Annotated in this window: 22 protein-coding genes; 6 read left to right on the top strand and 16 right to left on the bottom strand. The window is 72.5% G+C overall.

What is annotated here, in order from left to right:
- Positions 1-26 precede the first annotated feature (26 nt).
- From ACOWU6_RS07570 to ftsE, 7 genes are read right to left on the bottom strand one after another with little or no spacing between them, the layout of a single operon-like run.
- Complete coding sequence (locus ACOWU6_RS07570) at positions 27-635, bottom strand: CYTH domain-containing protein (protein WP_421075296.1); 609 nt, start codon at positions 633-635, stop codon at positions 27-29.
- Between the two features lies 1 nt (position 636).
- Positions 637-879 carry a response regulator gene (locus ACOWU6_RS07565; protein WP_421075295.1) on the bottom strand — a complete coding sequence of 81 codons (243 nt, stop codon included), beginning with the start codon at positions 877-879 and terminating at the stop codon, positions 637-639.
- A 4-nt stretch (positions 880-883) separates the two neighbouring features.
- Positions 884-1,918 carry a YihY/virulence factor BrkB family protein gene (locus ACOWU6_RS07560; protein ID WP_421075294.1) on the bottom strand — a complete coding sequence of 345 codons (1,035 nt, stop codon included), beginning with the start codon at positions 1,916-1,918 and terminating at the stop codon, positions 884-886.
- A 47-nt stretch (positions 1,919-1,965) separates the two neighbouring features.
- Entirely contained in the window at positions 1,966-2,436 is a 471-nt protein-coding gene (locus ACOWU6_RS07555; protein ID WP_421075293.1) for a prepilin peptidase, read from the bottom strand.
- A gap of 50 nt (positions 2,437-2,486) precedes the next feature.
- A complete protein-coding gene (gene smpB, locus ACOWU6_RS07550; RefSeq protein WP_271173295.1) occupies positions 2,487-2,963 on the bottom strand; it encodes an SsrA-binding protein SmpB in 477 nt (158 codons plus the stop codon).
- A gap of 53 nt (positions 2,964-3,016) precedes the next feature.
- Positions 3,017-3,928: a permease-like cell division protein FtsX gene (gene ftsX, locus ACOWU6_RS07545; protein ID WP_324011791.1), complete on the bottom strand. Its 912-nt coding sequence runs from the start codon at positions 3,926-3,928 to the stop codon at positions 3,017-3,019.
- Positions 3,925-5,034, bottom strand: a complete 1,110-nt coding sequence (ftsE, locus tag ACOWU6_RS07540; RefSeq protein ID WP_421075292.1) for a cell division ATP-binding protein FtsE — start codon at positions 5,032-5,034, stop codon at positions 3,925-3,927. Before ftsE ends, ftsX begins: the two co-directional genes overlap by 4 nt.
- A gap of 137 nt (positions 5,035-5,171) precedes the next feature.
- Here ftsE and ACOWU6_RS07535 point away from each other — a divergent pair, with 137 nt between their 5' ends.
- Entirely contained in the window at positions 5,172-6,038 is an 867-nt protein-coding gene (locus ACOWU6_RS07535) for a Cof-type HAD-IIB family hydrolase (RefSeq protein WP_421075291.1), read from the top strand.
- Positions 6,039-6,045: 7 nt separating this feature from the next.
- Here the strand turns inward: ACOWU6_RS07535 and ACOWU6_RS07530 are convergent, their stop codons facing one another.
- The 4 genes from ACOWU6_RS07530 to pulA all read right to left on the bottom strand — a co-directional run bounded on the left by ACOWU6_RS07530 (position 6,046) and on the right by pulA (position 16,577).
- A complete protein-coding gene (locus ACOWU6_RS07530; RefSeq protein WP_271173299.1) occupies positions 6,046-7,455 on the bottom strand; it encodes a sugar porter family MFS transporter in 1,410 nt (469 codons plus the stop codon).
- Positions 7,455-9,146 carry an amino acid ABC transporter ATP-binding/permease protein gene (locus tag ACOWU6_RS07525; protein ID WP_421075290.1) on the bottom strand — a complete coding sequence of 564 codons (1,692 nt, stop codon included), beginning with the start codon at positions 9,144-9,146 and terminating at the stop codon, positions 7,455-7,457. The genes ACOWU6_RS07530 and ACOWU6_RS07525 overlap by 1 nt, the downstream gene beginning before the upstream one ends.
- Positions 9,143-10,828, bottom strand: coding sequence for an ATP-binding cassette domain-containing protein (locus ACOWU6_RS07520; protein WP_421075289.1), 1,686 nt, complete (start codon positions 10,826-10,828; stop codon positions 9,143-9,145). The genes ACOWU6_RS07525 and ACOWU6_RS07520 overlap by 4 nt, the downstream gene beginning before the upstream one ends.
- A 97-nt stretch (positions 10,829-10,925) precedes the next feature.
- On the bottom strand, positions 10,926-16,577 hold the full coding sequence (pulA, locus tag ACOWU6_RS07515; RefSeq protein WP_421075377.1) for a pullulanase-type alpha-1,6-glucosidase: 5,652 nt from the start codon (positions 16,575-16,577) through the stop codon (positions 10,926-10,928).
- A gap of 223 nt (positions 16,578-16,800) precedes the next feature.
- Between pulA and ACOWU6_RS07510 the strand changes: the two genes are divergently transcribed.
- Together ACOWU6_RS07510 and ACOWU6_RS07505 are read left to right on the top strand one after the other, a co-directional pair.
- Positions 16,801-17,376 carry a TetR/AcrR family transcriptional regulator gene (locus tag ACOWU6_RS07510; RefSeq protein WP_421075288.1) on the top strand — a complete coding sequence of 192 codons (576 nt, stop codon included), beginning with the start codon at positions 16,801-16,803 and terminating at the stop codon, positions 17,374-17,376.
- Between the two features lie 31 nt (positions 17,377-17,407).
- Positions 17,408-18,511: an LOG family protein gene (locus ACOWU6_RS07505; RefSeq protein ID WP_421075287.1), complete on the top strand. Its 1,104-nt coding sequence runs from the start codon at positions 17,408-17,410 to the stop codon at positions 18,509-18,511.
- Positions 18,512-18,514: 3 nt separating this feature from the next.
- On the opposite strand, the gene ACOWU6_RS07500 is transcribed toward ACOWU6_RS07505, so the two are convergent.
- From ACOWU6_RS07500 to ACOWU6_RS07485, 4 genes are all read right to left on the bottom strand, one after another.
- A complete protein-coding gene (locus tag ACOWU6_RS07500; protein WP_421075286.1) occupies positions 18,515-19,918 on the bottom strand; it encodes a permease in 1,404 nt (467 codons plus the stop codon).
- A complete protein-coding gene (locus tag ACOWU6_RS07495; RefSeq protein WP_421075285.1) occupies positions 19,915-20,661 on the bottom strand; it encodes an ABC transporter ATP-binding protein in 747 nt (248 codons plus the stop codon). The genes ACOWU6_RS07500 and ACOWU6_RS07495 overlap by 4 nt, the downstream gene beginning before the upstream one ends.
- Positions 20,662-20,788: 127 nt before the next feature.
- Positions 20,789-20,950, bottom strand: a complete 162-nt coding sequence (locus ACOWU6_RS07490) for a phytase (RefSeq protein WP_421075284.1) — start codon at positions 20,948-20,950, stop codon at positions 20,789-20,791.
- Entirely contained in the window at positions 20,947-22,062 is a 1,116-nt protein-coding gene (locus ACOWU6_RS07485) for a phytase (RefSeq protein ID WP_421075283.1), read from the bottom strand. Before ACOWU6_RS07485 ends, ACOWU6_RS07490 begins: the two co-directional genes overlap by 4 nt.
- A gap of 149 nt (positions 22,063-22,211) precedes the next feature.
- On the opposite strand from ACOWU6_RS07485, the gene ACOWU6_RS07480 reads away from it, so the two are divergent.
- Entirely contained in the window at positions 22,212-22,823 is a 612-nt protein-coding gene (locus ACOWU6_RS07480) for a dihydrofolate reductase family protein (RefSeq protein ID WP_421075282.1), read from the top strand.
- A gap of 11 nt (positions 22,824-22,834) precedes the next feature.
- On the opposite strand, the gene ACOWU6_RS07475 is transcribed toward ACOWU6_RS07480, so the two are convergent.
- Entirely contained in the window at positions 22,835-23,413 is a 579-nt protein-coding gene (locus tag ACOWU6_RS07475; protein ID WP_282979160.1) for a TetR/AcrR family transcriptional regulator, read from the bottom strand.
- 61 nt (positions 23,414-23,474) lie between these two features.
- On the opposite strand from ACOWU6_RS07475, the gene ACOWU6_RS07470 reads away from it, so the two are divergent.
- Positions 23,475-23,861 carry a DUF1304 domain-containing protein gene (locus ACOWU6_RS07470; RefSeq protein ID WP_324011807.1) on the top strand — a complete coding sequence of 129 codons (387 nt, stop codon included), beginning with the start codon at positions 23,475-23,477 and terminating at the stop codon, positions 23,859-23,861.
- A 44-nt stretch (positions 23,862-23,905) separates the two neighbouring features.
- Positions 23,906-24,916, top strand: coding sequence for an NADP-dependent oxidoreductase (locus ACOWU6_RS07465; protein ID WP_421075281.1), 1,011 nt, complete (start codon positions 23,906-23,908; stop codon positions 24,914-24,916).
- The last annotated feature ends 15 nt before the right edge of the window (positions 24,917-24,931 follow it).

Below are 24,931 nucleotides of genomic sequence, written 5' to 3'. Positions count from 1 at the left end.
AATGACCGGGGTGGGTGGCGACGCCCTCAGTGCCCGAGTGCGCGAGCGAGCTTGGACGCGCTCGAGGCCGAACGCGCGCCCGCTGCGGTCGCCGCGCGTGCCACCGCGTCGAAGAACGCGTCGCGGTCGGCCGGGGCGGCCGGTCCGAGCTCGATCTCCCACTCGTGCCATTCGCGGTCGACCCCCGCGCGGAGGTCCGCCGTGCGCACGTGGTCGTCCACGAACTCCGCGACGACGCCGCCGTCGGCGTCGAGCAGCTCGTACGCCGTGCGGTCGTTGACGATGCGCGCGAGCGGGCGCAGGGGCCCGGTCGTCCAGGCGGCGATCTCCGCGGCGACCGCATCCGGGATCTCCTCGGTGTCGCCCAGCGGCCATCCGAGCTCCGTGCGCGCGCCGTCGACGAGCGGGCCCTTGATGTGCCAGCCCGCGTCGGGGCCGCCGGTGCGGCGCCGCAGCGCGACGCCGGCGCGCGCGAGCGCGAGGTCGTCGGTGTCGAGGTAGAGGGCGTCGAGATGCCGCTCCTCGCCCTCCGTGGCCGATGCGACGCCAGGGACGGCCGTCCAGTCGGGCAGGGGCGTTCCAGGGTCGACGTCGAACTTCCGCTCGACCTCGACGAAGCGCGTGGGCTCGGTCATGTCAGCGCGAACCGCCCTCGTCCTCGTCGTCCTGGCCGTCCTGGACGAGGCTGTCCTCCTCCTCGACGAAGAGGAACGCGACCTCGGTCGGGCCGTCGCCCTCCCCCGTGTGCTGAGCCGCGCCCGAGCGGTGGTAGACGACCTGCGTCTCCGAATACGGGACGATCAGCTGCTCGAGATCGGGGCTGTCCAGGGGCAGGACCTGTCCGTCGAGGGGTCCTCCGTGCAGTCGTGCGATGGCCATGCCCTCACGATAGCCGCGCCGTGACGTGCTCGCGCTCTTCGCGCTCGGCCTTGCGCGCGAGCTCGAGAGCGTCTACGGCGAGCCGGACGTCGCGCTCGGCCATCCGCACGCGCCGCTGGGCGAACGTCTCGGCGCCGAACCGGGCGCTCACCCGCGCCTCCTGCTCCTCGACACGGACGACGATGTACGTGCACGCGATGAGGATCACCTGCGCCGAGAGGTTGAACCACAGCAGCAGGGCGATGAGAGACCCGAACGACGCCAGGAACGGATTGCGGTCCGCCCCGCCGGCGAACAGACCGGACAGCTGCTGCAGGACGGTGAGGCCCGCGCCGCCCAGGAGCGCGCCCGTCCACAGCGCACGCGCCGGAGCACGGACGCCCGACAGCAGGCGGAAGAGCCAGGCGATGATCACCGCGTCCAGCGCGAACGTCGTGGCGACCGTCGCGACGCGCGTGAGGATCTCGGCCCATCCGCCGCCGGAGAGCCCCAGCCATCCGAGCACCGTCTCGATGAACGTCGAGCCGAGGAACGTGAGCACGGCCGCCGCGAGGAACAGCACGCCCACCGACACCGCGAAGAGCAGGTCGCGCAGCAGCAGCCACACGACGAGGACCTCCTCGTGGGCGGTGCCCGCGATCATCCGGATGGCCGTGCGCATGTTGCCGATCGCGCCGATCGCCGCCCAGACGAGGGCGAGCGCCGAGACGACACTCAGCCAGACGCTGCCGCCGAGCGCGGCGCCGAGGCTGTCGGCGTCGATGATGCCGTCGCCGCTGCCGGTGCGCACGAGACCCGGGATGGCCGCGCTCACGGCGTCGATGAGGGCCTGCCAGAGGTCGCTGCGCGCGTTGAGCCAGAGCGCCGCGACCGCGAAGCCGAGCGCGACGGCCGCGAACACCGAGAACAGCGCCCGGAAGGTCACGGCCGCTGCGAGCAGCCCGCCCTGGTGCTCGGTGAAGAGGAGCACGGCGCGCACGATGCGCACGCGCAGCATCCGGGCGATGGCCGAGCGCACCCATCTCTCGATCGACGACATGCCTGCCACGTTACCGAGCGCCGCCCAGCGCGAGCGCCCCGCCGCGCTCAGGCGACGAGCAGCCCCGCCCAGGCGCCGAGGATCATCCACGGGCCGAACGGGATCCGCGCATCGCGGTCGGCGCGCCGCGCGGCCAGGAGCGCGAGCGCCCAGGCGGCCCCGCCGACGAAGGCCGCCGCCGCGCCGACCGCGAGCACGGCCCATCCGTGCCACGCGAGGAAGACGCCCACGAGCGCCGCGAGCTTGACGTCACCGCCGCCCATCCCCTCGGGGTTCGCGACCCGCAGAGCGAGGTAGAAGGCGCCGAGCGCGAGTCCGCCGAGGACGGCACGGGCCAGGGGCGCCGCATCTCCGAGCGATGCGGCGTGCACGGCGACGACGGCGAGGAGAGCGGCCGTCGAGGGCAGGACGATCCGGTCGGGGAGCCGATGCTCATGGATGTCGACGCGCATGAGGACCACGCCGACGACGAGGAAGCCGCCGTACGCGACGGCGGCGAGGACCTCGGGCAGCGGCATCCCGTCAGGCTAGGGACGCCTGCGGGGGTGGCGCGGATGCCTGTGGAGAGTCACTCCCCCATGCGGTTGCGCATGCGCATCGCGCGCTCGGCCTCGCGCTTGTCCTGCCGCTCGCGGAGGGTCTGGCGCTTGTCGAACTCGCGCTTGCCCTTCGCGACGCCGATCTCGACCTTCGCGCGGCCGTCGAGGAAGTAGAGGCGCAGCGGCACGAGCGTGTACCCGCCCGCCGAGACCTGGTGGCTGAGCTTCACGATCTCGTCGCGGTGCAGGAGCAGCTTGCGGGTGCGCTTGGACGCGTGGTTCGTCCAGGTGCCCTGCGAGTACTCCGGGATGTGCACGGCGTCGAGCCATGCCTCGCCGCGATCGATGTACGCGTAGCCGTCGCTGAGGTTCGCGCGCCCCTGGCGCAGCGACTTCACCTCGGTTCCGGTGAGCACGAGGCCCGCCTCATAGGTCTTCTCGATGGTGTACTCGTGGCGGGCGCGACGATTCGTCGCCACCACCTTCTCACCCTGTTCCCGGGGCATGCGCTCACCTCCTCGCTCTCACGGCGCAGCCTTCCACCCTAGCAAGGGTCGGGCTATGCCCGGAGCCAGCGCCGGATCGCGAAGCCCGCCGACAGAGCCGCGAGCACGACGCCGACCACGACGAGCACCGGCACGACGGCCCACGCCTCGGCCATCCCCACCCACGGGATGGCGTACATCTCGTTCACGAGGTACCGCTCGACGCCGAAGTGCACGCCCGCGAGCACGGCCGCGCCGGCGAGGGCCGCGCCGATGAACGCCGCGAACACGCCCTCGAGGACGAACGGCGTCTGGATGAACCGGTTGGACGCGCCCACGAGGCGCATGATGCCGACCTCGCGGCGGCGGGCATAGGCCGAGAGGCGGATGGTCGTGGCGATGAGGAGCACGGCCGACACGAGCATGAGGGCCGCGATGCCGATCGCGATGTACGTCGCGATCGTGAGGGTCGCGAAGAGCGGATCGAGGTACTCGAGCTGGTCGGTGATCTCCTCGACGCCCTGGATGCCCGTGAACGCCTCGACGATGACGTCGGACTGGCTCGGGTCGACGAGGTTGACGTGGAACTCCGCGCTCGTCTGCTCGGCGGTGAGGAGGCTCGCGTAGTCCTCGCCGAGGTTCTCGACGATCGAGTCGAACGCCTCCTCGGGGCTGAGGTAGGTGTAGTCCTGGATGAGCGGCGACAGCGTCGGGCCCTCGAGCTCCTCCTGCACGGCGGCGATCTGCTCCTCCGACGCGGCGCCGTCGACGCACGTGTCGCCGGTCGACAGGGGCGAGCACATGTAGATGTCGACGAGCGCGCGGTCCTGGAAGTACGCGTTGGTCTTGGCGATCTGGGCCTGCATGAGCACGGCCGCGCCCACGAAGGTGAGCGAGACGAAGGTCACGAGGATGACCGAGACGACCATCGAGGCATTGCGGCGCAGGCCCTGCAGGGCCTCGCCGAGGACGAGTCCGAATCTCATGAGGTCGGCCCCACTTCGTCGTCGCGGGAGGTGAGCCCCAGGCGGTCGGCCATGCCGAGCGCGTCCACGTCGACGTCGACGCGCGGGATGGACGAGGTGCGGTTCGCGGCGTCCTCCGACTCCGGGTCGACGCCGGGTGCCGCGGATGTCTCGGCGGCGCGCTCGACGGGCGGGATGGCCGCGTCGGCGGGCTCGGACGGCTGCGCGGCGGGCGCCGGCATCGGCCGCACGGCGGGCGCGGGCGTCGGCTCGGCGGTGGTCTCCACGACCTCCTCGACGGCGTCGACTGCGCGCTGCGTGGCGCTCTCGGCCGTCTCGCCCGGGGTCTCGGACACCTCGCGCTGGACCTCGAGGACGGCGGTCAGGGCCGCGATCGCGGCCGCACCGCGCTCGGTCTCCGGCTGCAGCGTGCGGATGACAGAGGTGTCTCCGTAGCCGCCGTGGCGGTCGTCGCGGACGAGCTCGCCCTCGCGGAGCTCGATGACGCGGCGCCGCATCTGGTCGACGAAGGTCGCCTCGTGGGTGGCCATCACGACCGTCGTCCCGGTCGCGTTGACCTGCGCGAGAATGCGCATGATGTCGACGGACGTCGTCGGGTCGAGGTTGCCGGTGGGCTCGTCGGCGAGGAGCAGCTGCGGCCGGTTGACGAGCGCCCGGGCGATCGCGACGCGCTGCTGCTCGCCGCCGGACAGCTCGTGCGGCATGCGGCGGCCCATGTCGGCCAGGCCCACGCGCTCGAGCGCCTCGGGCACGGCCTCCTTGATGAAGGCGCGCGACCGTCCGATCACCTGGAGCGTGAACGCGACGTTCTGCGCGACGGTCTTCGACTGCAGGAGGCGGAAGTCCTGGAACACCGCCCCGATGTTGCGGCGGAAGTACGGCGTGCGCCGTGAGCTGAGGGTCTTCGTGTCGCGACCGAGCGCGACGACGCGGCCCGAGGACGGAAGGTCCTCGCGGAGGATGAGGCGGAGGCAGGACGACTTCCCCGAGCCGGAGGCTCCGACGAGGAAGACGAACTCGCCGCGCTGCACCTCGAAGTCGATGTCGCTGAGGGCCGGCTTCGCCGTGCCCTTGAAGCGCTTGGTGACGTGTTCGAACCGGATCATGGCGTACCGAGCCTAAGTCGCGACGCCCCGGGTACCCCGAGCGACACCCCCGCCCGACGCGTTGCCAGGCGGTTCGGAGGTGAGTGCCCTCCGAGGCGCGTGTGGTGTCATGGTGCTCTCCGACGAAAGGCCTCGCCGTGCCCCGCACCTCTCCCCTGCCGTCCGCCTCCGCGACGACGGACCTGCCCGCTCCCCGACTCGTCGTGAGCGACATGGACGGAACGCTCCTCGACGCGGCCGGCGAGGTTCCCGAGGCGTTCTGGCCGCTGCTCGGCCTCATGCGCGAGCGCGGCATCGTCTTCGCGCCGGCGAGCGGGCGGCAGTACGCCACGCTCGCCCGGCTCTTCGCGCGCGCCTCCGACGGCATGCCCTTCATCGCCGAGAACGGCGCCTATGTCGTGCGCGACGGCGTGGAGATCTCGTCGCTCGTCCTCGATCGGGCGTTCGTCGTCGAGGCGGTCCGGCTCCTGCGCTCCCTCGCGCCCGCCGGGCGCGACATCGGCGTCGTCCTCTGCGGAAAGCGCTCGGCGTACATCGAGCGCGTCAACGCGCCCTTCGTCGCCGAGGCGAGCCGGTACTACGCCGCGCTCGAGCGGGTGGACGACATCCTCGCCGCCGATGACGACGTCCTGAAGATCGCGGTGTACGACTTCGTCGACGCCGCCACCGGGACGGGCGCCGAACTCGACCGGCTGCGCGAGACGCACCAGGTCGTCGTCTCGGGACGGCACTGGATCGACGTCATGCCGCCCGCGGCGAACAAGGGCGCTGCGGTCGAGAGCCTGCAGCGCGAGCTCGGCGTGACGCGGGACGAGACGGTCGCCTTCGGCGACTACCTCAACGACCTCGAGATGCTCGACGCGTCGGGGCAGTCGTACGCGATGGCGAACGCCCACCCGGACATCCTCGCGCGCGCCCGCTTCACGGCGCCCGCGAGCGATGAGGAGGGCGTCGTGGCCGTGCTGCGCGGGCTCCTCGACGCGGAGCCCGCGCAGCAGGGCTGAGCGGAGGTCAGCCCTCCATGTCCTCGAGCTCTCGGCCCTTCGTCTCGCGCACCTTCCAGAGCACGAAGAAGAACGACAGCAGCGAGAAGAACGCGTAGAACCCGTACGCGAAGGTCAGGCTGATGTCGCTGAACACCGGGAAGGTCGTCGAGATGAAGAAGTTCGCGACCCACTGAGCCGCCGCGGCGACCGCGAGCGCGCTCGCGCGGATCCGGTTGGGGAACATCTCCCCGAGGAGCACCCACACGACGGGGCCCCAGGTCGCGCCGAAGCCGACGACGAACAGGTTCGCGGCGATGAGGGCGATGATCGACCACGGTGCCGCGAGCTCGGCGCTCGTCGTGCCGTCGGCCGCCGTGACGAGCTCGGCGAACGAGAACGCGAGGGCCATCGTCCCGAGCGAGAGGGTCATCAGCACCGAGCCGGACAGGAGAAGCGCGCGGCGGCCGACGCGGTCGACGAGGATGATCGCGACGATCGTGACCGCGATGTTCGTGATCGACGTGATGACCGACGTCGTGAGGGCGCTCGACTCGTCGAAGCCGACCGATCGCCACAGCGTCGTCGAGTAGTAGAAGATGACGTTGATCCCGACGAACTGCTGGAACACCGACAGGAGCAGTCCCACCCACACGATGGGCTTGAGACCGAGCACGGGCCCGGCGAGGTCGCGGAGCGATTCGCGCTTCTCGCTGTCGAGCGAGTCCCGGATCTGCTGGATCTTGAGGTTGACGTCGGGCTCGCCCGTGAAGTCGAGCAGCACCTGCGACGCGCGGTCGTAGTCGCCCTTGCGGACGAGGAAGCGCGGCGACTCAGGCAGACGCAGCGACATGACGCCGTACACGATCGCCGGGATCGCCTCGGCCATGAACATCCACCGCCACGCGTCGATGCCCCACCAGAGCACGGCGTTCGAGCCGCCCGCGATGCCGGCAAGCAGCGCGTTCGAGAGCAGAGCCGCGAAGATGCCGAGCACGATCGCGAGCTGCTGCAGCGAGCCGAGCCGGCCGCGGATCCGCGCGGGCGACACCTCCGCGATGTACGCGGGCGCGATGACCGAGGCCGCGCCGACGCCGAGACCGCCCACGACGCGCCACACGATGAGGTCGATCACGCCGAACGCGAGACCCGACCCGATCGCGGAGACGAGGAAGAGGATGGCCGCGACGAGCATGACGGGGACGCGCCCCCAGCGGTTGGCGATCGACCCGGCGAACCACGCGCCGGCCACGCAGCCGAGCAGCGCGGACGACACCGCGAAGCCCTTGAGCGCGGCCTCGAGCTCGAAGTCCGCCGCGAGCGCGTCGACGGCGCCGTTGATGACGGCGGTGTCGAATCCGAAGAGGAATCCTCCGAGCGCCGCGGCGATCGCGATGCCGATCACCCGGCCGCTGGTCCTCGTGTGCTGTCTCTCCATCAGAGTCCTCCTCGTTCTGCCTGCGGACGTTCGAGGCCTCGTGAGCCTCCCGTGCGTGCTCGCTCCGTGTCAAGGGCTCCCGCGTCGGAGGCCTCGAGGGCGAGGATCTCGGAGATGCCGGCCACGGCGTCCGCACGGTGCGCGATGACGATCGTCGTGAGCTCGGGGCGCGCCGCGACGCTGCGACGGATGGCCTCCTGGGTGATCGGGTCCTGATGGGATGTCGCCTCGTCGAGGATGAGGAGGCGCGGGCGCCGCGCGAGGGCGCGCGCGAGGCTCAGCCGCTGGCGCTGGCCGCCCGAGAGCGCGAGACCGTCCTCGCCGACGCGCGCGGCGAGACCGTCGGGGTGCGCGCGCACGTCGTCGGCGAGTGCCGCCTGCTCGAGCGCTCGCCACGCGTCATCCTCCGAGAGCCGCGGATGTCCGAGGCGCAGGTTCTCGAGGACCGTGCCGCTCACGAGCACGACCCGCTGCTCGACGAGCGCGACCGCGGCACGCAGCTCGGAGAGCGCGATGTCGCGGAGATCCACGCCGCCCAGCAGGATGCGCCCCGATCGGGGATCCCGTGCCCGGACGAGGAGCGACGCGAGCGTGGACTTGCCGCTTCCGCTCGGCCCCACGACGGCGAGGCTCCCGCCCGCCGGCACTGCGAACGACAGTGCATCGAGGACCGGAAGAGCGGCCTCCGAATATGCCGCGCTCACGTTCTCGCCCCGGACGTCGAGCGGGCCGTCCGGCAGCCTCACGGGTCGCTCGGGGTCGGCGACGCGCGGGCTGCGATCGAGCACGTCGAGGTAGCGCCGGGCCGCCGCGAGCGCGAGCGGGAGGCTGCGCGCGAACGCCTCGACCGCGGTGATGGCGGGCGCCGCGCCCACGACCGCGGCCGCGAGCACGACGTGCGCCGCCGGCTCGCCGCCCGCGAGCGCGAGCAGGGCGATGACGGCCGCGAACGGCCAGGCGGCGCCGATCGCCGTCCGTGCGCCGAGCGCGCGCCCCTCCGCTCGCAGGTGCGCCCCGACTCGCGCCCCGAGCGCATCGAGAGCGGCGAGGCGCCGCTCCTCGGCGCCGAGGGTCCGGATCTCGACCGCGGCGGCCGCGTCCTCCGCGACGTGCTGGGCGATCGCGGCGCGTTCGACGAGGAGCCCGCGCGCTGCGGAGGCTCCGCGCGCGCGGCCCACGAGCGGCGCGAGCACTCCTCCGATGATGAAGGCCGCGAGGACGACAGCTCCCTCGGCCGGTCCGACCGCGAAGCCCGCCGCGACCAGACCGCCGGGCACGATGACCGCCGCGAGCGCCGGAACGAGGGTGTGCGCGAAGAAGACCTCGACGCGGTCGATGTCGCGTGCGGCGATCGAGGTGAGCTCGCCCGACCCCTCCGCGATCTCGGCGGGCGCGAGCGGGACGACCGCGTCGTAGAACCGCAGCCGCATGTCGGCGATGAGATCGAACGCGGCACGATGGCCGAGGAACTGCTCGAGATACCGCAGCCCGCCCTTCGCGACGGCGAGGGCCACGAGCAGGACGACCAGCGGCAGGATGTCGACGGAGGCGCCTGCGGCGACGGACACGATGGCCCCTGCCGGCACGGCGAGCAGCGCGACGCCCGCGGCGAGCCCCGCGAGCCGCGCGAGCAGGGACGCGAGCAGCCAGGGCCAGGCCGGTGCGGCGATGCGAGCGAGCCGTGCGATCACGATGCCTCCTCCGCCGAGGTGGCGGCCGCGAGGTAGCCGCTCGACAGCGCGAGCTCGGCAGGAGCGCCCGCGGCGGTGGCTCTTCCGCCCTCGATCACCACGACGCGATCGGCGGCGTGCGCCTCGGGCAGACGGTGTGTGACGAGGAGGACGGCGCGTGTGCGCGCGAGGTCTCGGAGCGTCGCGAGGACCCGGTCGGCCGTGTCGCGGTCGAGGCTCGCCGTCGGCTCGTCGGCGACGAGCGCACCCCGGCCGCCGAGCAGGGCACGCGCGATCGCGATGCGCTGCGCCTGACCGCCCGAGACGCCTCGCGCGCCCTCGCCGACCCTCGTCTCGAGTCCGGCCGGCAGCTCGGCCTCCGGTGCCGCGAGACCTGCGGCGCGGAGCGCCGCGACCAGGTCGTCGTCGGACGCGCCGGGCGCGGCCAGAAGGAGGTTGTCGCGCACCGTGCCGGTCAGCAGCACGCTGCGCTGCGGGACGTAGGCGACCGCCGCGCGGAGGGCCTCGGCGGACGCCTCGCGCCCGTCGATGCGCAGTCCCGTCGCGGGCAGGAGCCCGGCGACCGCGAGCGCCAGCGACGACTTGCCGGATCCCGAGGGTCCGACGATCGCGGTGAGCCCGGGGGCGAGCTCGAGATCGACCTCGTCGACCACACGGACGCCGCCTCGATCGACGCGGATGCCGTCTCCGCGGATGCGGCCGCCCGGCGCGACGGCCGGCGTTGCGGATGCGGGCGACGGAGCGGACGCGATGGCGGCGCGCACGCGCTCGGCCGCGGCGCGTCCGGCGAGCCCGACGTAGAACGAGCGGCCGAGGCGGTCGACCGGCTCGCGCAGAGGCACGGTCAGGAGGAGCAGGGCGAATGCGGCCCCCGGCGAGACGGAGCCGTCCGCGACGCCGGACACCGCGAGCGCGCCGACGAGCGACAGCATCACGACCCCGAAGATCGCATCGGTGACGAGCAGCACGACCTGATTGCGCCGGAGAAGGCGCATGGCCTCCACGCGCATCCTCTCGGCCTGGGCGGCGAGCTGCGCGCGGCGCTGCCCCTCGGCACCCAGCAGGCGGATCGTGCCGAGAGCGCGCAGCGTCTCGAGGAAGGACGCGGCCAGACGCGCGGAGATCATTCGGAAGCGGCCGGACCCCGCGCGGAAGCGCGACAGGAACCAGGCGATCACGGGCGGGATCGCCGCCGCGCAGACCGCGATCGGCAGCGCGATGCCGGTCGAGACGAGCACCGCGATCGCGACGATCACGACCACGGGCACGGTGAACGCGGCGATGAGCGGCCCGAGGAAGACGCTGCGGTAGTGCGCGGCCCGCTCGACGTCGTCGGTCGCGCGCGCGACGCGGTCGCCCGACGGCGTGCCGTCATCGAGCGGCGCCGTCAGCTGCGCCGCGACGACGGCGCGACGCCAGGCGCGCTCCTCACCGGCCTGCGCGAGCGGAGGAAGGAGCGCCTCGACTCCTGCGAGAAGCGCCGCGGCCGCCGTGGCGGCGAGCGCGATGCCGAGTGCGGGGGCGGCGCTCGCGCCCTGGAGGAGCGCGTCGACGCCCGCGCCCGCGGCGAGCGCGGCCCCCGTGAGGGCGACCGCTCTCAGGACCCCGAGCGCGACCACGGCCCAGCCGGCGGGCGGGACGTCCGCGAGCACGCCGAGCGGGCGCCGAGGGGTGGTGCGCATGGGAGATGAGGCCTTCGGGGTCGAGGGACTCGATCCATCCTAGGAAACGCGGGAGAGGAGGGGCGCATCGCGCCCTCCTCTCCCGCGTGGTCCGAGCTCAGTCGACGAGCACCGCGACCGTCCGCGCCGGGATCTCGATGGTCGCCGTGTCCGCGCTCCAGGAGGTCTCCTGGACGACCGGGTCGGAGCCGTCGGCCTGCGCGGGCGTGAGCGCAAGGGCGCGTCCCTCGAGCCCCGCGAGCGATTGCGTGACCGGCTCATCCGAGGCGTTGAAGAACACGAGCGCGCCGTCGAGCTCGGGGTCGGCGTCGGCGCCGCGCAGATCGTCGATCCACATCGCGATCGTGCCCGGCGCGTCGGTCGCGGGGAACGACACCTTCTCGTGGATGAGCTCCGACGAGCCGAGCGTGAGCAGGCCCACCTCCGAGCGCACCTCGAGCAGGTCGAGCGCCGCGGCCTCGGCCGTCGCGATGTCGTCGGCCGTCGGCTTCAGCGCAGGGTCCTCGAGGAGGGGCGCCATGATGCTCCACTTGCCGCCGTTGTCGGCCTCGGGAGGCAGACCCGACCCGAAGGTGGACTCCTGCCCCGACCAGTCGATCCGGTTGAACCAGTCGCCCGAGTCGTAGCTGTTGCGGTCGAGCGACTTCGAGCGGAGCAGTTCGGTGCCCGCGTGCCAGAACGACACCGCCTGCGACAGCGTGGCGGTCGCGAGGGACAGCGTGTTCATGCGCACGCGCTCGGCCATCGGGGTGTCGGCCGGGAGCTTGAACACCGAGAGGTCGTAGAGTGTCTCGTTGTCGTGCGCATCGACGTAGTTCACGACCTCGGATGGCTCGTCGGCGTAGCCGGCGGGCGCGCCGCGATAGTCGATCTCGTCGCCCCGGCGGATCTCGCCGTCCGACGTGAGCAGCTCGTAGTCGCGGAGGTTGCCCGCGAGGCCGAGCTTCACGAGGTCGGTCTCGTGGCCGAGGTCTGCGAGCGCCTGCTCGTCGGTGCCGTTGATCGGGTCGCCGTTCGGGTCGGTGCCGAGGCCCGTGCCGAAGCCCTGGCGGAACGTCGACGATCCGTCGACCGGGCTGCCGCCGTGCACGGCGTCGCGGAGCCGGTCGTTGAACGTGCCGATCCCGGTGCCGCCGAGCTGGCCCTGCTTCGCCTGGGTGAAGAGCCGGTTCCCCGCGACCTCGCCGAAGTCCCAGCCCTCGCCGTAGAGGTAGATGGACGATCCGTCGACGCCGTCGCGGCGCAGGGTGAGCTCGTCGAGCGCCGCGCGGATGGCGGTCATGTTCTCGACGGAGTGGTGGCCCATGAGGTCGAAGCGGAATCCGTCGACGTGGTAGTCCCGCGCCCAGGTCACCACCGAGTCGACCATGAGCTTCTGCGCCGCGGCGTGCTCGGTCGCGACGTTCTGGCAGCACGTCGACGTCTCCACATCTCCCGCGGCGTCGAGGCGGTGGTAGTAGCCGGGCACGACGCGGTCGAGCACCGAGCGCTCCCCCTGACCGGACTCCGCGGTGTGGTTGAACACCTCGTCGAGCACCACCTCGAGCCCCATGCCGTGCAGCGCTCCCACCATCGAGCGGAACTCCGCGACGCGAGCCCCTCCGTGGGCGTCGACCGCGTAGGAGCCCTCGGGCACCGAGTAGTGGTACGGGTCGTACCCCCAGTTGAAGCCGTCCTGAGCGGCGACCGCCGACACGCACTCCTGCTGGTCGGGCGACGCCGGCCCCATGGAGGCGAGGTCGCAGTCGGGCTCGAGCTGCGCGGCCCGGTCCTCCTCGATCGTGGCGATGTCGAAGGACGGCAGGAGGTGCACGGTCGTGATGCCGGCGTCGGCGAGCTGACGCAGCTGCCGCGTGCCGTCGCTGTCCCGCGTGAACGCGCGGTACGTGCCCCGCTCCTCCGCGGGCACGGACTCATCCGTGATCGAGAAGTCGCGGATGTGCAGCTCGTAGATCGCACGGTCCACGTCCTGCTCGACCTCGGGCGCCTTCGCCTTCGTCCACTGCTTCGGCTGCCAGGCCCTGTCGTCGAGATCGATCGCGACCGAGCGCTCGGAGTTCGGCGTGAGCGCGACGGAGTACGGGTCCGTGACGACGTTCGTCTCGATGGCGCCCGTCGTCGGCGCGAAGACGGTCACCTCCCAGGCGAACTCATCGCCCTTGAGATCCTTCTTCCCGCGGACCTCCCACACTCCGGAGGCCTCGTCGTAGCGCGCCTCGTGGCGGAGCGGATCGCCGTCGGCGCCCTCGTCCCACGTCAGCAGGGTCGCCGACTGCGCCGTGGGGGCCCACAGGCGGAAGGTCGGCTTGCTCCCCTGGAACGTGACGCCGAGCTCGACCCGCTCGAGCGCGTCCGCGTAGAGCGCGTCGAGCAGCCCGGGGATCTGGACGCCGGTGTAGCCCGTGATGACGCCGTCTCCGCCGCGCTGCGCGACGGCCAGCTCGCCGCGCGCGAGGTCCGCGGCGTCCTGCCCTTCGACCCGGAGCGCGATCCCGTCCGCGAGCGCCGGGAAGCGCTCGCGCTGCTCCTCGGTGAGGCCGCCGTCGACGACCGTCAGAGCGATGGGGTCGGCGCCTTCGACGGCGCCGTCGACGAGCTCGAGGCTCGCGTTTGGCGAGGCGTAGAGCTCATACGACGCCCCGTCGGGCTGCCCGAGGTCGGCGGGCCAGACGAGCGTCTCCTCATCGATCCAGTGCGCGCGCTGCTCCCCCGTCCCGGCGAGCGGCGGCTCGGCGGCGGCGATCTCGAGCCGGTGGTCGGCGATCGAGTAGCGGAAGGTCACGGGCGTGCCGTCGGCCACGCTGAAGGAGTAGTTCGCTCCGTCGCGCACGCCGTCGACGCCGTAGTTCTCGTCCCAGCTGCGCCCGTGCGCGACCTTGGCCTCGTAGCCGCCGTCGGGGATGGCGTCGGTCGTGAGCTCGTACACCCCGTCGCGATCGCCGTCGGAGAGCAGTGAGCCGAGGCAGTCGGGGGCCCAGTCGCCCGCGCACCCGAGCTCGCTCTGGAAGCTCCCTGGCACCGTCACGATGGGGCCCTCCGCCGTCGACTGCACCACGTTCGAGCGCGGGTCGAAGAGGAACGTGATCGGGCCGCCGTCGTGCGAGAACGAGAAGTTCGCGCCGTCCTGAACGCCGCCCTGGCCGTAGTTCACGGTCCAGCTGCCGTTCAGCGCCACCTTGTACTCGTAGTCGCCCGCGGGCAGGTCGAACGTGCCGGCGTAGACACCGCCCGCCTGCAGCTCGAGCTTCGCCGCCTCGCACGCCGGGTCCCAGTCCCCCGCGCAGCCGAGCTCGGAGTTGTGGCTTCCAGGCACCGTGACGAGCTCGATCGGCGTCTCCGGCTCCTCCCTCTCGACGAGGTCGACCGCATTGCCGGCCGATGCGTAGGTCGAGGCCGCCGAGCGGTTGCCCGCGGCATCGGTCACCACGGCGCGGTACTCGACGAGCGTTCCCGCTGGCAGCTCCGAGACGTCGTGGAACACGCGCGGCTCGGTGTCCTCGGCGGTGCCGAGCGCGTGCCAGGCATCCTCTCCGACGGTGCGCCACGAGAAGCTCGTCTCGATCCATCCGTCGCCCTCGACCTCCGCCGAGACCGGTGCGAGGCCCTCGAGGCCTGCGCCGGGTGTCGGGGCCGCGATCTGCACGGCGGGCGCGGCGTCGCCCGCCGACACCGTGGCGTCGGCGCGGTAGACGACCGCGCCGAGTGCGGGGACGGTGACCGCTGCGGTGCCGGACGCGTCGCTCGCGATGGGCGCGTCCGCGCCGTACACGGGAGCGTAGGACACATCCGAGGTGAGCGTGGTGAGCTCGACCGTGCGCGCCTCTTCGGCGTTGTTGAGGGCGACGACGTACTCGACCTTCTCATCGCGATCGACGCGCGAGAAGGCGTACACGCCCGCGCCGTTCTCGGCGTAGAGCTCGATCTGGGCGCCGGTCGACAGCGCGGGGTGCGCCTCGCGCAGCGCGGCGAGCTCGGCGATGTGCGTGTAGAGCGGCGCCGACGTGTCGTAGCGGTCGACCGATCCCGCGGTCTCCCCCGTCACGAGGGGCTGCTCGACGTACTCCGCGACCTGCGAGGCGAAGAGCGTCTGGCGTGCGCCCTTGTCGCCGCCCGTGCCCGCGAAGCCCTGCTCGTCGCCGTAGTAGACGACCGGCTGCCCGCGCGTGAGGAACAGCAGCTCGTGTGCGAGCTCATCCCGTTCGAGGGCCTCGCCCGTGTTCTGGAGGAGGTAGCCGATGCGCCCCATGTCGTGGTTCCCGAGGAACGTCGGGAGCGCCGTCGCCGACGAGTCGGGCGTCGTGTAGCGGTCGTCGCCGTCGAAGAGGCCCTGGAGGCCCTTCGCGGAGTTGCCCGCCGCGAAGCCCGCCGCCGAGGACTGGAAGGCGAAGTCGAGGACCGAGTTCATGTCGGTGTCGCGCACGTACGGCGCGAGCTTGACCGGGTCGGCGTCGTAGACCTCGCCGAACATGAAGAAGTCGTCCTTGCCCTGCGCGTGCGCGTAGTCGAGGACCTCCTTCGTCCAGGTCTCCCAGAACGGGAAGTCGACGTGCTTGACGGTGTCGATGCGGAAGCCGTCGATGCCGAGGTCGACCCAGTCGCGGTACACCTCGACGAAGCCGTTCACGACGGTCGGGTGCTCGGTCATGAGGTCGTCGAGGCCGTCGAAGTCGCCGTAGGTCACCGACTCCCCCGACCAGGTCGAGTTGCCGCGGTTGTGGTACAGCGTCGGGTCGTTGAGCCACGCGGGAGTCTTGGCCTCGGGGTCGCTCGTCACGGGCGTGTACGGGAACGAGGTCTCCGCGTCGAGAGCCGGGAACGATCCCGTTCCGGAGTAGTCCGCCGGATCGAAGGCGCTGCCGTCCGCGTCGCGATACGGGCTCGTCGCCTGGTCGATGTACCCGTACTGGCCCTCGGCGTAGTCGATGACGTCGGCGGTGTGGTTCGTGATGATGTCGAAGTACACCTTGATGCCGCGCGCGTGGGCGTCCGCGATGAGCGCCTCGAGCTCGGCGTTCGTGCCGAGGTGCGGATCGATGCGGGTGAAGTCGGTGACCCAGTACCCGTGGTACCCGGCGCTCGCATTCGCGCCCTCGCCCTGCACGGGCTTGTTGGCGAAGCTCGGCGTCAGCCAGATCGCCGTCGTGCCCAGACCCTCGATGTAGTCGAGGCTGTCGCGCAGGCCCGCGATGTCGCCGCCCTGGTAGAACCCGCGGTCGGTCGGATCGAAGCCGTGCGCGAGCCGGTCGCCCTCGATGCCGCCCGTGTCGTTCGCGGGGTCGCCATTGGCGAACCGGTCGGTCATCACGAAGTAGAACCGCTCGTCGGAGCCGGGCTGCCGCACGGGCGCCGCGACGAGCGCGTCGTCCTCCGCGGTGTACCCGCCCGTGAGATCCACGACCTCGACGCCGACGCGCTTGAGGTTGTCGTCGAAGACGAACCGCAGCGTCGCAGGCCCCGCGACGGCGAGCGGGATGTCGTCGGCTCCCCCGTCGAGCCCGTACGCCTCGTCCCATGTGTCGTTCAGCGCGACCTTGTAGTGGTAGCTGCCCGCCGGCACCTCGAATTCGGCGGCGTACACGCCCTCGACGTCGGTCGGCGCGAGCTCGGTCTCCGAGCAGTCGGGCAGCCAGTCGTCGGCGCAGCCGAGCTCGCTCTGCAGGCTGCCCACGAGCGCAGGCGACCGATCGGCGGCGCTCGCGGACACGGCGGAGCCGACCGTGCCCGAGAGCGCGAGGGCGGGGATGGTCATGAGGGCAAGCGCGCGACGTCGCGCAGCGGTCGTCTTCGACACGTCTTCTCCGGGGGTGCTCGGGTGATGACGCCAGGCGTCCCGCCGAAGGTAGCAACCCCGGCGGCGATTCTGCAAGCGCTTGCAGCGAGAAACATGAAGCGTCACCGCCAACTCAGCCCCTTCCGCGCAAGCGCTTGCAGGGTGGGATGTGCGGGATGCCGCGATCGGGCACACTGGAGGGATGGCGGAGGACCCCCGAGCGCTGCGCAGCCGCAGGCGGCTGCAGGAGGCGCTGCACGACCTGCTCACGCGCGAGGCACTGACCGACATCGGCGTCGCCGAGCTGTGCCGCGCGGCCGGTGTGCACCGGACGACGTTCTACGGGCACTACACGAACGTGGGCGACGTCGCGTCCGACATGCACGCGAGCTGGCTCGACGCCGCCGCCGAGATCTCCGTGCAGCCGGGAGACTCGCTCGACGACCTCGCCGCGCGGTACGAGGAGGCGACCACGGCCGTCCTGCGCGGCATCACCGAGGAGCGCCCCGCCCTGCGCGCGCTCCTCGCCTCGGAGTTCTCCCTCGACTTCCGCCGACGGCTGCAGGCCCTCTTCGACGAGCGCTGCGCCACGGCGCTGTCGCGGTTCCGCGAACGCGGCTTCGATGTGGTCTTCGACGACGCGGTCGCTGCCGCGTATGTCGCAGGCGGGTTCGTGGGCGCCGCCCTGCGCTGGGCGACGAGCGACGACGCCGACGAGGAGTCGTACACGCGCGCGATCTTCCAGCACCTTCCCGCATGGTGGCCCCGCCCGGCCTGACGCTGCACGGCACCGCGCTAACCTCGGACGGATGAGGCACAGGCGCGGGCGGATCGTCGTGGTGGAGTCCCTGGCCGAGTTCGACGCCCGGCTCGCGCAGGGCGCGCGGAGCCTGCGCGGATGGCGCCTGCTCGGCCTCGACCTCCGCGAGCGGTCCGGGCAGCTCGCGGACTGCGACACGTCGCGCGCGACCTTCGCGGGATGCGCGCTCGCCCCGGGGGACGCCGAGCTCCACGCCGGTCGGGGCGCGCTCGTGCTCCCCGACGTCGCCTTCGCCCCCGTCGACCCTCATCGCGACGCGCTCTACACGGCCGACGAGCTCTACGACGCGCCGGCGTGGGGCGCATCCCTCGACGGACGCGCGTACGCCTGGTCGCAGGAAGCGCGCGACCCCGACGCCGTCCTCGCCCGCGTGCTGCACGACGCGGGGGTCGACGCGGCGCTCGAGCGCTGGGTCGCGGGGCGGCACCTCGTCGGCGTGATGGGCGGCCACGCCCTCCGGCGCGGCGAGCCCGACTACCGCGACGCCGCGCGCCTGGGGCGCCTCCTCGCGGCGCAGCGCCCCGACGGGCGCCTCGTCGTCGCGACCGGAGGGGGTCCCGGCGCGATGGAGGCCGCGAATCTGGGCGCGCGCTTCGCCGATCTCCCCGAGGACGCGCTCGATGCGGCGCTCGCGACCCTCGCCGTGCATCCGTCCTTCCATCCGTCGGTCGACAGATGGGCCTCATCGGCGCGCGCCGTCCTCGCCGACCTCGCGTCGCCCGTCGACACGCTCGGCGTGCCCACCTGGCACTACGGGCACGAGCCGCCGAACCTCTTCGCGACGGCCATCGCGAAGTACTTCCGGAACGCGCTGCGCGAGTCGATCCTCCTGCAGCTGTGCGACCGCGGCATCGTCTTCCTGCCCGGCGCCGGCGGAACTGTGCAGGAGATCTTCCAGGACGCGTGCGAGAACTACTACGCAACACCGGAGACGGTGGGCGAGATGGTGCTCGTCGGCCGGCGGCACTGGACGGAGACGTACCCCGCCTGGCCGCTCCTGCGCGCTCTCGCGGAGGGGCGGTCCATGGCGGGGCACGTGCACCTCGTGGACGACGTCGACGAGGCGGCAGCGCTCATCGCGGCGCGCGGCTGACGGCTACTCGGTCCGCTCGGGGTCCCGCAGCACGCGGGTGAGCACGGGGCGGGTCGCGCGCAGGGCGAGCCACACGAGCAGGATGCCGAGCGCGAAGCACGCGACCATGACGAGGATCGAGATGGGCGCGAGGATGAGCGACATGCCGAGGAGCGGGAAGACGAGCGCGCCCCCGGCGAGCGCCGAGACGATGACCGTGAAGAGCAGCGGACCCATCGTCGCGCGCGTGCGCGCGGCCTCCATCGTCGCCCGCGGCATGCCGATGCGATCGAGCGCGACGTAGAGCCCGCGCCGGTCGAGGATGGCCGCCGCCTGATTGACGCCCACCGAGCACGCGACCATGAGGAACGAGACGACGAGCGTGATGAGGATGCCCGTGCGCACGTCGACCATGAGGTAGGCCTCCGCTCCCTCGCCTGCCGGGGCCGCTTCTGCGAAGGCCATGCCCGAGCCGCCGACCACCGCGACGAACGTCGTCATGGCCATCCCGCCGACCTGCCGCCATGCGGCCTTGGGGGATTCGAGGACGGCGCGCGCCGCGATGAGCCGCTCGGGGGTCGTCGCGCGCTTCACGCGGAGCCGCGCGTGCACGCCGATCGCCCACGGCCCGATGAGCCCGAGCACCCCCACGCCCGCGGCGAAGCAGCCGCCGACCGCGATGACGACGGCGGCGTATCCCGGCAGCGCGCCCAGGGCGCTGAGCACCGCATACGCACCCGCGACGACCGCGACGGCGATGACCGCCCGCAGCCAGTGCAGCCGCGGCGCCTCCTGCCTCGTCCGCACACCCAGCGGCGAGATGTTGACGCGGCGCAGCCCGAGCCCCGCGCTGAGGGCGGCGACCGCGCCGACCGCGGCGACGACGCCGAGAAGCGGCCCGGGTCCGACCCAGAGCGATGCCGCGCCGATCGGCCGTCCGAGGAACGGGATGAGGCCGACGAACGGCATGAGCCCGAGGTAGAGCACGATGCCGACGAGCGCCCCGGCCACGGCGACCGCCGTCGACTCGAGCACGGTCATGATCGTGACGAGGCGGGGCGTCGCCCCGAGGAGGCGGAGCGTCGCGAGCCGGTCGTCGCGACGGCGCGCCGAGAGCCGGGCAGCAGCGCCGCCGAGAGCCATGAGCGGCACCGCGAGGATCGCGAGCGCCACGATGCTCAGCACCTGGTAGAGCGGGACGATGCCGGCGTCGTCGACCGGCCAGGCCCAGAACATGAGCACACCCCCGAGCACGGTGAGGAGGAGAGCGGTCGTCACGGCGAACGCGACGGCGGGCAGCGCGAGCGCGGCCGCGCTCTGCGCGCTCGGTCGCGAGAGGTGCCAGGTCAGGCGCAGCACCGGAGCACGGCCGCTCCCCTGCCCGAGCGGCGCGGGAGGCGCCGTGCGCTCGGCCGCCAGCGCGGTCATCGCGCCACCGCCGTCGTCCGCTCGCCCTGGACGATCCGTCCGTCGCTCAGGCGGATGGTCCGCGTGCAGCGCGCCGCGACCTGCGGATCGTGCGTGACCACGACGAGCGCGTGCCCCTGACGCAGGGTCGCGTCGAGCAGGGCGGTCATCACGTCGGCCGACGTGGCCGAGTCGAGCGCGCCGGTCGGCTCGTCGGCGAACACGACGCGCGCTCCGGTCGCCTGGGAGCGCGCGATCGCGACGCGCTGGGCCTGGCCGCCGGAGAGCTGGCCGATGCGACGGTCCTCCATGCCGGCGAGGCCCAGCGCCGCGAGCCACTGCCCGGCGTGCGCCTGCGCCGCCTCCCGCGGATGGCCGGCGAGCATGAGCGGGAGCGCGACGTTCTCGACGGCCGTGAGCTCAGGCAGGAGGAGGCCCTGCTGGAACACGAAGCCGAGCTCCTCTCGACGCAGCTTCGAGCGCTCGGACTCGCGCAGGTCGTTCACGAGCCTGGCGCCCGTGCGTGTCTGGAGCGTCACCGTCCCGGCATCGGGGGTGATGATGCCCGCGAGCACGTGCAGCAGGGTGGTCTTGCCCGACCCCGAGGCGCCCATGATCGCGACGGCCTCGCCCGGGCGCACGTCGATGTCGACGCCCGCGAGCGCGTAGGTCGGCCCGTAGGCCTTCGTCAGGCCGCGTCCGCTGAGCAGCGGGGCGGACGGGGCATGGGCGGAGGCATCGGGTCGAGGGTCTGGAGTGTGCATGCCTCCATGACATCGGATGGCCTCCCGCTGCGTCGTCCGCCGGGCGGCCCCATCCGGTCATCCTCGCGATGTATCCCGTCTCGGTCGCGGAGGGGAGCCGCCCCGCCGGAGGCTCCCCTCCGACCCGTCACCGACGTGCGACGTCGAGGTCGAGGCCGCTGCGCTCCGCGACGTCCTCCCAGGCGAGGAACTTGAAGTTCGTGCTCGCCTCGTCGGAGCCCTCCGGCGTGTTGTCGCCGTCCTGCACGACGAGCAGTCCCCCGTCGAACCCGGGCAGGCTCGCGCTCACCGCGTCCGCGCCGCGTCGCTGTGCTGCGTGCCGTCGACCGCGCCGTCGCCGATCGCGAAGGAGCCGACGTAGTCGTTCCCGCCCTGCAGCTCGTAGACGGCGAAGGTGTCGTCGCCCTGGCTCGAGGCGAGGAGGTAGCCCTTCTTCCCCTTCGTGCGGTAGATCGTGAGCCCCTCGATGTCGGTGCGCAGCGCATCGCCGCCGAAGCCGGGGTTCTCCCCCGCGACGCACTCGTCGGTCTCCCGGTCGTACACGGCGGGCTGGCCGAACTCGACCGCGGTGTCGACGAGCTCGGGCTCTCCGGTGAGGTCGGCATCGACCTTCCAGATGCCCACGAGCTCCTGGCCGAGGTAGGCCGTCCCTGTCCGCTCATCCACGACCATCCCCTCGACCTGCGCGTACTCGCCGGGGTCGTCGCACGTCGTCCAGGTGGAGCCGTCGGGCAGCGTGAACGCGGCCGGCAGGGCGAGCTCGCGGATGCGCTCCCACCCGACGGTGCCGTCCTCGCGCGCCTTCAGCTCGAGGAGGGCCACCTCCGTCTCGGAGTTGCGGCTGACGAGCGCGTACGCGCCGTCGTCGTCCTGCCACGTCGTGAGGCCGTACGCGGTGTGCTCGCCGTCGATCTCCTCCTGAGAGGCGCTGAAGATCCAGCCGGCGTCGGGGTCGGTGACCTCGGTCAGCTCGCCGTCGTCGATGACGAAGATGCCCAAGTCGTCCATGCCCTTGTCGGACGCGACCGCGAGGTCGACCTCGTCGCCGTCGAGCTCGAAGTCCTCGACGATGTCGACGTTGTTGTAGCGGCCGGGCGCGTGGTCGTCGCCGGGTGCCGGCTTCGGGGCGATGTGCTGGAGCTCCTCGCCGTCGAGCTCGTACACGTAGATGCCGGCCTCCTTCGCGGTCGCGATGACCACGCTGTCCTCTGGGTCGTCCTCGTCGATCCAGATCGCGGGGTCATCGGCGTCGGCGTCGTCCTCGTCCCACAGCGCGGGGGTCTCGAGCACGGCCGTGAGCTCATCGGGCTCGTCGTGGTGAGGGCGCGCCTGCGCGGCGGAGGCGCCGACGAGCACGGCGGCCGTGCCGATCGCGGTGACGGTGAGCAGTCGGGGCAGCAAGGTCTCTCCTCGGTTCGGGGAACGGTGACGCTCGATCGTTCTCCCCGGCCGTGAACGCGACATGAACGGCGCTGACACGACGACCGGCGTTGACGGCGCCGCCGCGGGTGCCTAGCGTCAGTCGCAGGCGGCCCCGAGGAGGCAGGCGCATGGGAGTGGTGTTCTCGAGCTTCACGACGTCTCTCGACGGATTCATCGCCGACGAGCACGGCCGGGTCGGCGCGCTCTTCGACTGGTACGAGAACGGCGACGTCGAGGTGCCGCTGCGCGGCTACGGCCTCGTGTTCCACATGTCGCAGGCGAGCGCCGACTACTGGCGGCAGAACGACACCGAGGGCGCGTTCGTGGCCGGACGCGGGATCTTCGACGACGCGCGGGGCTGGGGCGGGAGGCCGCCCGGCGACTCGCCGACCGTCGTGGTCACGCATCGACCGCCTCCGGAAGGCTGGCCGCCCGTGCCGGACGCGCCCTTCACCTTCGTCGGCGACCTCGACGAGGGACTGCGGATCGCGCGCGAGCTCGCCGGCGACGGCGACATCAACGTCGCGGGCGCCGACATCGTGCGCCAGTGCCTCGACCGCGGCGTCCTCGAGGAGATCCGCATCGACCTCGCGCCCGTGCTGCTGCACGCCGGCACGCGGTACCTCGACGGGATCGCCCGCCGGGACATCGAGCTCACGCAGCTCCAGGTCGTCGAGGGCACGGGCGTGACCCACATCCGGTACGCCGTCGCGTACCGCGACGCCGCGGACGCGCGCTGATCCCGCGGAGCTCAGCCCTCCAGCAGGTCGACCGCGGTGTCGAGCGTGCGCGCCGCCGCCTGCGCGTCGACCCGCACGGTGGCGAGCGCCGCGACGACGAGCCCCGTGAGCGCTTCCGCGAGTCGCAGCCGCTCGCCCTCCGACCGCTCCGGATGCCGTGCCGCGACGCCTGCGGCGAGCGCGTCGCGCAGCTCGGCACGGTAGGCCGCGACCGTCTCGGCGACCGCGTGGTCGTCGCCGATCGGCGCCGACGCGGCGTTGATGAGGAGGCACCCGCTCGTGGCCGGGAGCGTGCGCGCCCGCGCGAGCGCATCGCGCAGGCCCACGAGGTAGTCGCGTGCCGCGGTCACCGCCACGTCCGCGCCCTGCAGCGGCCGCAGGCGCGGGCGCACGACCTCGTCGAGGTAGCTCTCGACGGCGGCGTCGAAGAGACCGCGCTTGGATCCGAACGCGTGATAGAGGCTCGACCGCCGCAGCCCCGTCGCCTCCTCGAGCGCCGGCACCGACGCGCCCTCATAGCCCTCGTGCCAGAACACGCCGCGCGCCGCGCGCACGACCTCCGCGCGGTCGAAGCTCGGAATCCGCCCCATGTCCGCTCCCGTCACCCGTTCCCCGGACTATATTGTAACGGTCATTACAGAAAGGTCGATCATGATCGTCGCAGGTCTCGTGCTCGCCGCCGTCGCGGCACTCGTCCACGTCTACATCTTCTTCCTCGAGTCGATCGCCTGGACAAGCCCGCGCGCCCTCAGGACGTTCGGCCAGACGCGCGAGGCGGCCGAGGCGCAGAGGGAGCTCGCCTTCAACCAGGGCTTCTACAACCTGTTCCTCGCGATCGTCGCGGCACTCGGCGTCGTGCTGTTCGCCACGGGCGCGGCCGTCGTCGGGGCGACCCTCGTCTTCACCGGAGTGGGCTCGATGCTGGCCGCGAGCCTCGTGCTCCTGATCTCGAGCCCCGACAAGGCCGCGGCCGCGCTGAAGCAGGGCCTGGTCCCTGCCCTGTCTGTGATCGCGCTCGCGATCGGCCTCGCCCTGTGATCGACGCACCCCGCGAAACCGCAGCGAAGGAGAGAACCCGGCCCATGCCATCCGCCGTCAGCACTCAGATCCAGCTCGTGTCCCGCCCTCAGGGCTGGCCGACCCACGAGGACTTCCGCACGGTCCAGGTGACCTACGGCGACCTCGCTCCCGGGGAGGTCCGTGTGGAGAACGCGTTCGTCTCCGTGGACCCGTACATGCGCGGGCGCATGAACGACGCGCGCAGCTACGTCGCGCCGTACGCGCTCGGCGAGACCATGGAGGGCGGAGCGGTCGGACGGGTCGTGGCGTCGGCGTCGGACGACGTGCCGGTGGGCAGCGTCGTCGTGCACCAGCTCGGATGGCGCGACATCGCGCAGGCTGACGCGTCGGCGTTCCGAGTCGTCCCCGACCTGCCCGGCGTGCCCCTCTCGCTGCGGCTCCACATCCTCGGGATGACCGGGCTCACGGCGTACGTCGGGCTCACCCGCATCGCGGAGATGAAGGAGGGCGACACGGTCTTCATCTCGGGCGCGGCCGGAGCCGTGGGCACGGCCGCGGGCCAGATCGCGCGGCTCCTCGGCGCGAAGCGCGTGATCGGCTCGGCGGGCTCGCCCGAGAAGGTCGCCCTGATCACCGAGAAGTACGGCTACGACGCGGCGGTGGACTACAAGGTCGCCCCCATCCGTCAGCAGCTGGCCGACGTCGCGCCCGAGGGCATCGACGTCTACTTCGACAACGTGGGCGGCGACCACCTCGAGGCCGCCCTCGACGCCTTCAACGACGGCGGCCGCGCGGCCCTGTGCGGGGCGATCGCCACGTACAACGCCGACGGCCCCGTGCCGGGCCCCGACAACCTGTCGAACCTCGTCACGCGCGGTCTGCGCCTCGAGGGCTTCACGGTCGGCAAGCATCTGTCGGCGGCGCCGGAGTTCCAGGAGCGGATGGGCGGCTGGCTCGCGGAGGGACGCATCGCCTACGACGAGACGATCGTCGACGGCATCGACCACGCGGTCGACGCGTTCCTCGACATGATGCGCGGCGCGAACACCGGGAAGATGCTCGTCCGGATCTGAGGCCAGGGCCGCGCT

This window comes from Microbacterium sp. SA156, from assembly GCF_049065455.1.
GTDB lineage: Bacteria > Actinomycetota > Actinomycetes > Actinomycetales > Microbacteriaceae > Microbacterium > Microbacterium barkeri.
Note: the sequence above shows the minus strand (reverse complement) of the source record. Positions and strands in the feature narration are given on the sequence as shown.

Coding starts and splice junctions, on each gene's coding strand:
- smpB (WP_271173295.1), bottom strand. CDS start 2,963: ATGCCCCGGGAACAGGGTGAGAAGGTGGTGGCGACGAATCGTCGCGCC.
- ACOWU6_RS07465 (WP_421075281.1), top strand. CDS start 23,906: ATGCCATCCGCCGTCAGCACTCAGATCCAGCTCGTGTCCCGCCCTCAG.
- ftsX (WP_324011791.1), bottom strand. CDS start 3,928: ATGAGATTCGGACTCGTCCTCGGCGAGGCCCTGCAGGGCCTGCGCCGC.
- ftsE (WP_421075292.1), bottom strand. CDS start 5,034: ATGATCCGGTTCGAACACGTCACCAAGCGCTTCAAGGGCACGGCGAAG.
- ACOWU6_RS07520 (WP_421075289.1), bottom strand. CDS start 10,828: ATGCGCACCACCCCTCGGCGCCCGCTCGGCGTGCTCGCGGACGTCCCG.
- ACOWU6_RS07565 (WP_421075295.1), bottom strand. CDS start 879: ATGGCCATCGCACGACTGCACGGAGGACCCCTCGACGGACAGGTCCTG.
- ACOWU6_RS07500 (WP_421075286.1), bottom strand. CDS start 19,918: ATGACCGCGCTGGCGGCCGAGCGCACGGCGCCTCCCGCGCCGCTCGGG.
- ACOWU6_RS07475 (WP_282979160.1), bottom strand. CDS start 23,413: ATGGGGCGGATTCCGAGCTTCGACCGCGCGGAGGTCGTGCGCGCGGCG.
- ACOWU6_RS07530 (WP_271173299.1), bottom strand. CDS start 7,455: ATGGAGAGACAGCACACGAGGACCAGCGGCCGGGTGATCGGCATCGCG.
- ACOWU6_RS07560 (WP_421075294.1), bottom strand. CDS start 1,918: ATGTCGTCGATCGAGAGATGGGTGCGCTCGGCCATCGCCCGGATGCTG.
- pulA (WP_421075377.1), bottom strand. CDS start 16,577: ATGACCATCCCCGCCCTCGCGCTCTCGGGCACGGTCGGCTCCGCCGTG.
- ACOWU6_RS07480 (WP_421075282.1), top strand. CDS start 22,212: ATGGGAGTGGTGTTCTCGAGCTTCACGACGTCTCTCGACGGATTCATC.
- ACOWU6_RS07555 (WP_421075293.1), bottom strand. CDS start 2,436: ATGCCGCTGCCCGAGGTCCTCGCCGCCGTCGCGTACGGCGGCTTCCTC.
- ACOWU6_RS07495 (WP_421075285.1), bottom strand. CDS start 20,661: ATGCACACTCCAGACCCTCGACCCGATGCCTCCGCCCATGCCCCGTCC.
- ACOWU6_RS07505 (WP_421075287.1), top strand. CDS start 17,408: ATGAGGCACAGGCGCGGGCGGATCGTCGTGGTGGAGTCCCTGGCCGAG.
- ACOWU6_RS07570 (WP_421075296.1), bottom strand. CDS start 635: ATGACCGAGCCCACGCGCTTCGTCGAGGTCGAGCGGAAGTTCGACGTC.
- ACOWU6_RS07470 (WP_324011807.1), top strand. CDS start 23,475: ATGATCGTCGCAGGTCTCGTGCTCGCCGCCGTCGCGGCACTCGTCCAC.
- ACOWU6_RS07510 (WP_421075288.1), top strand. CDS start 16,801: ATGGCGGAGGACCCCCGAGCGCTGCGCAGCCGCAGGCGGCTGCAGGAG.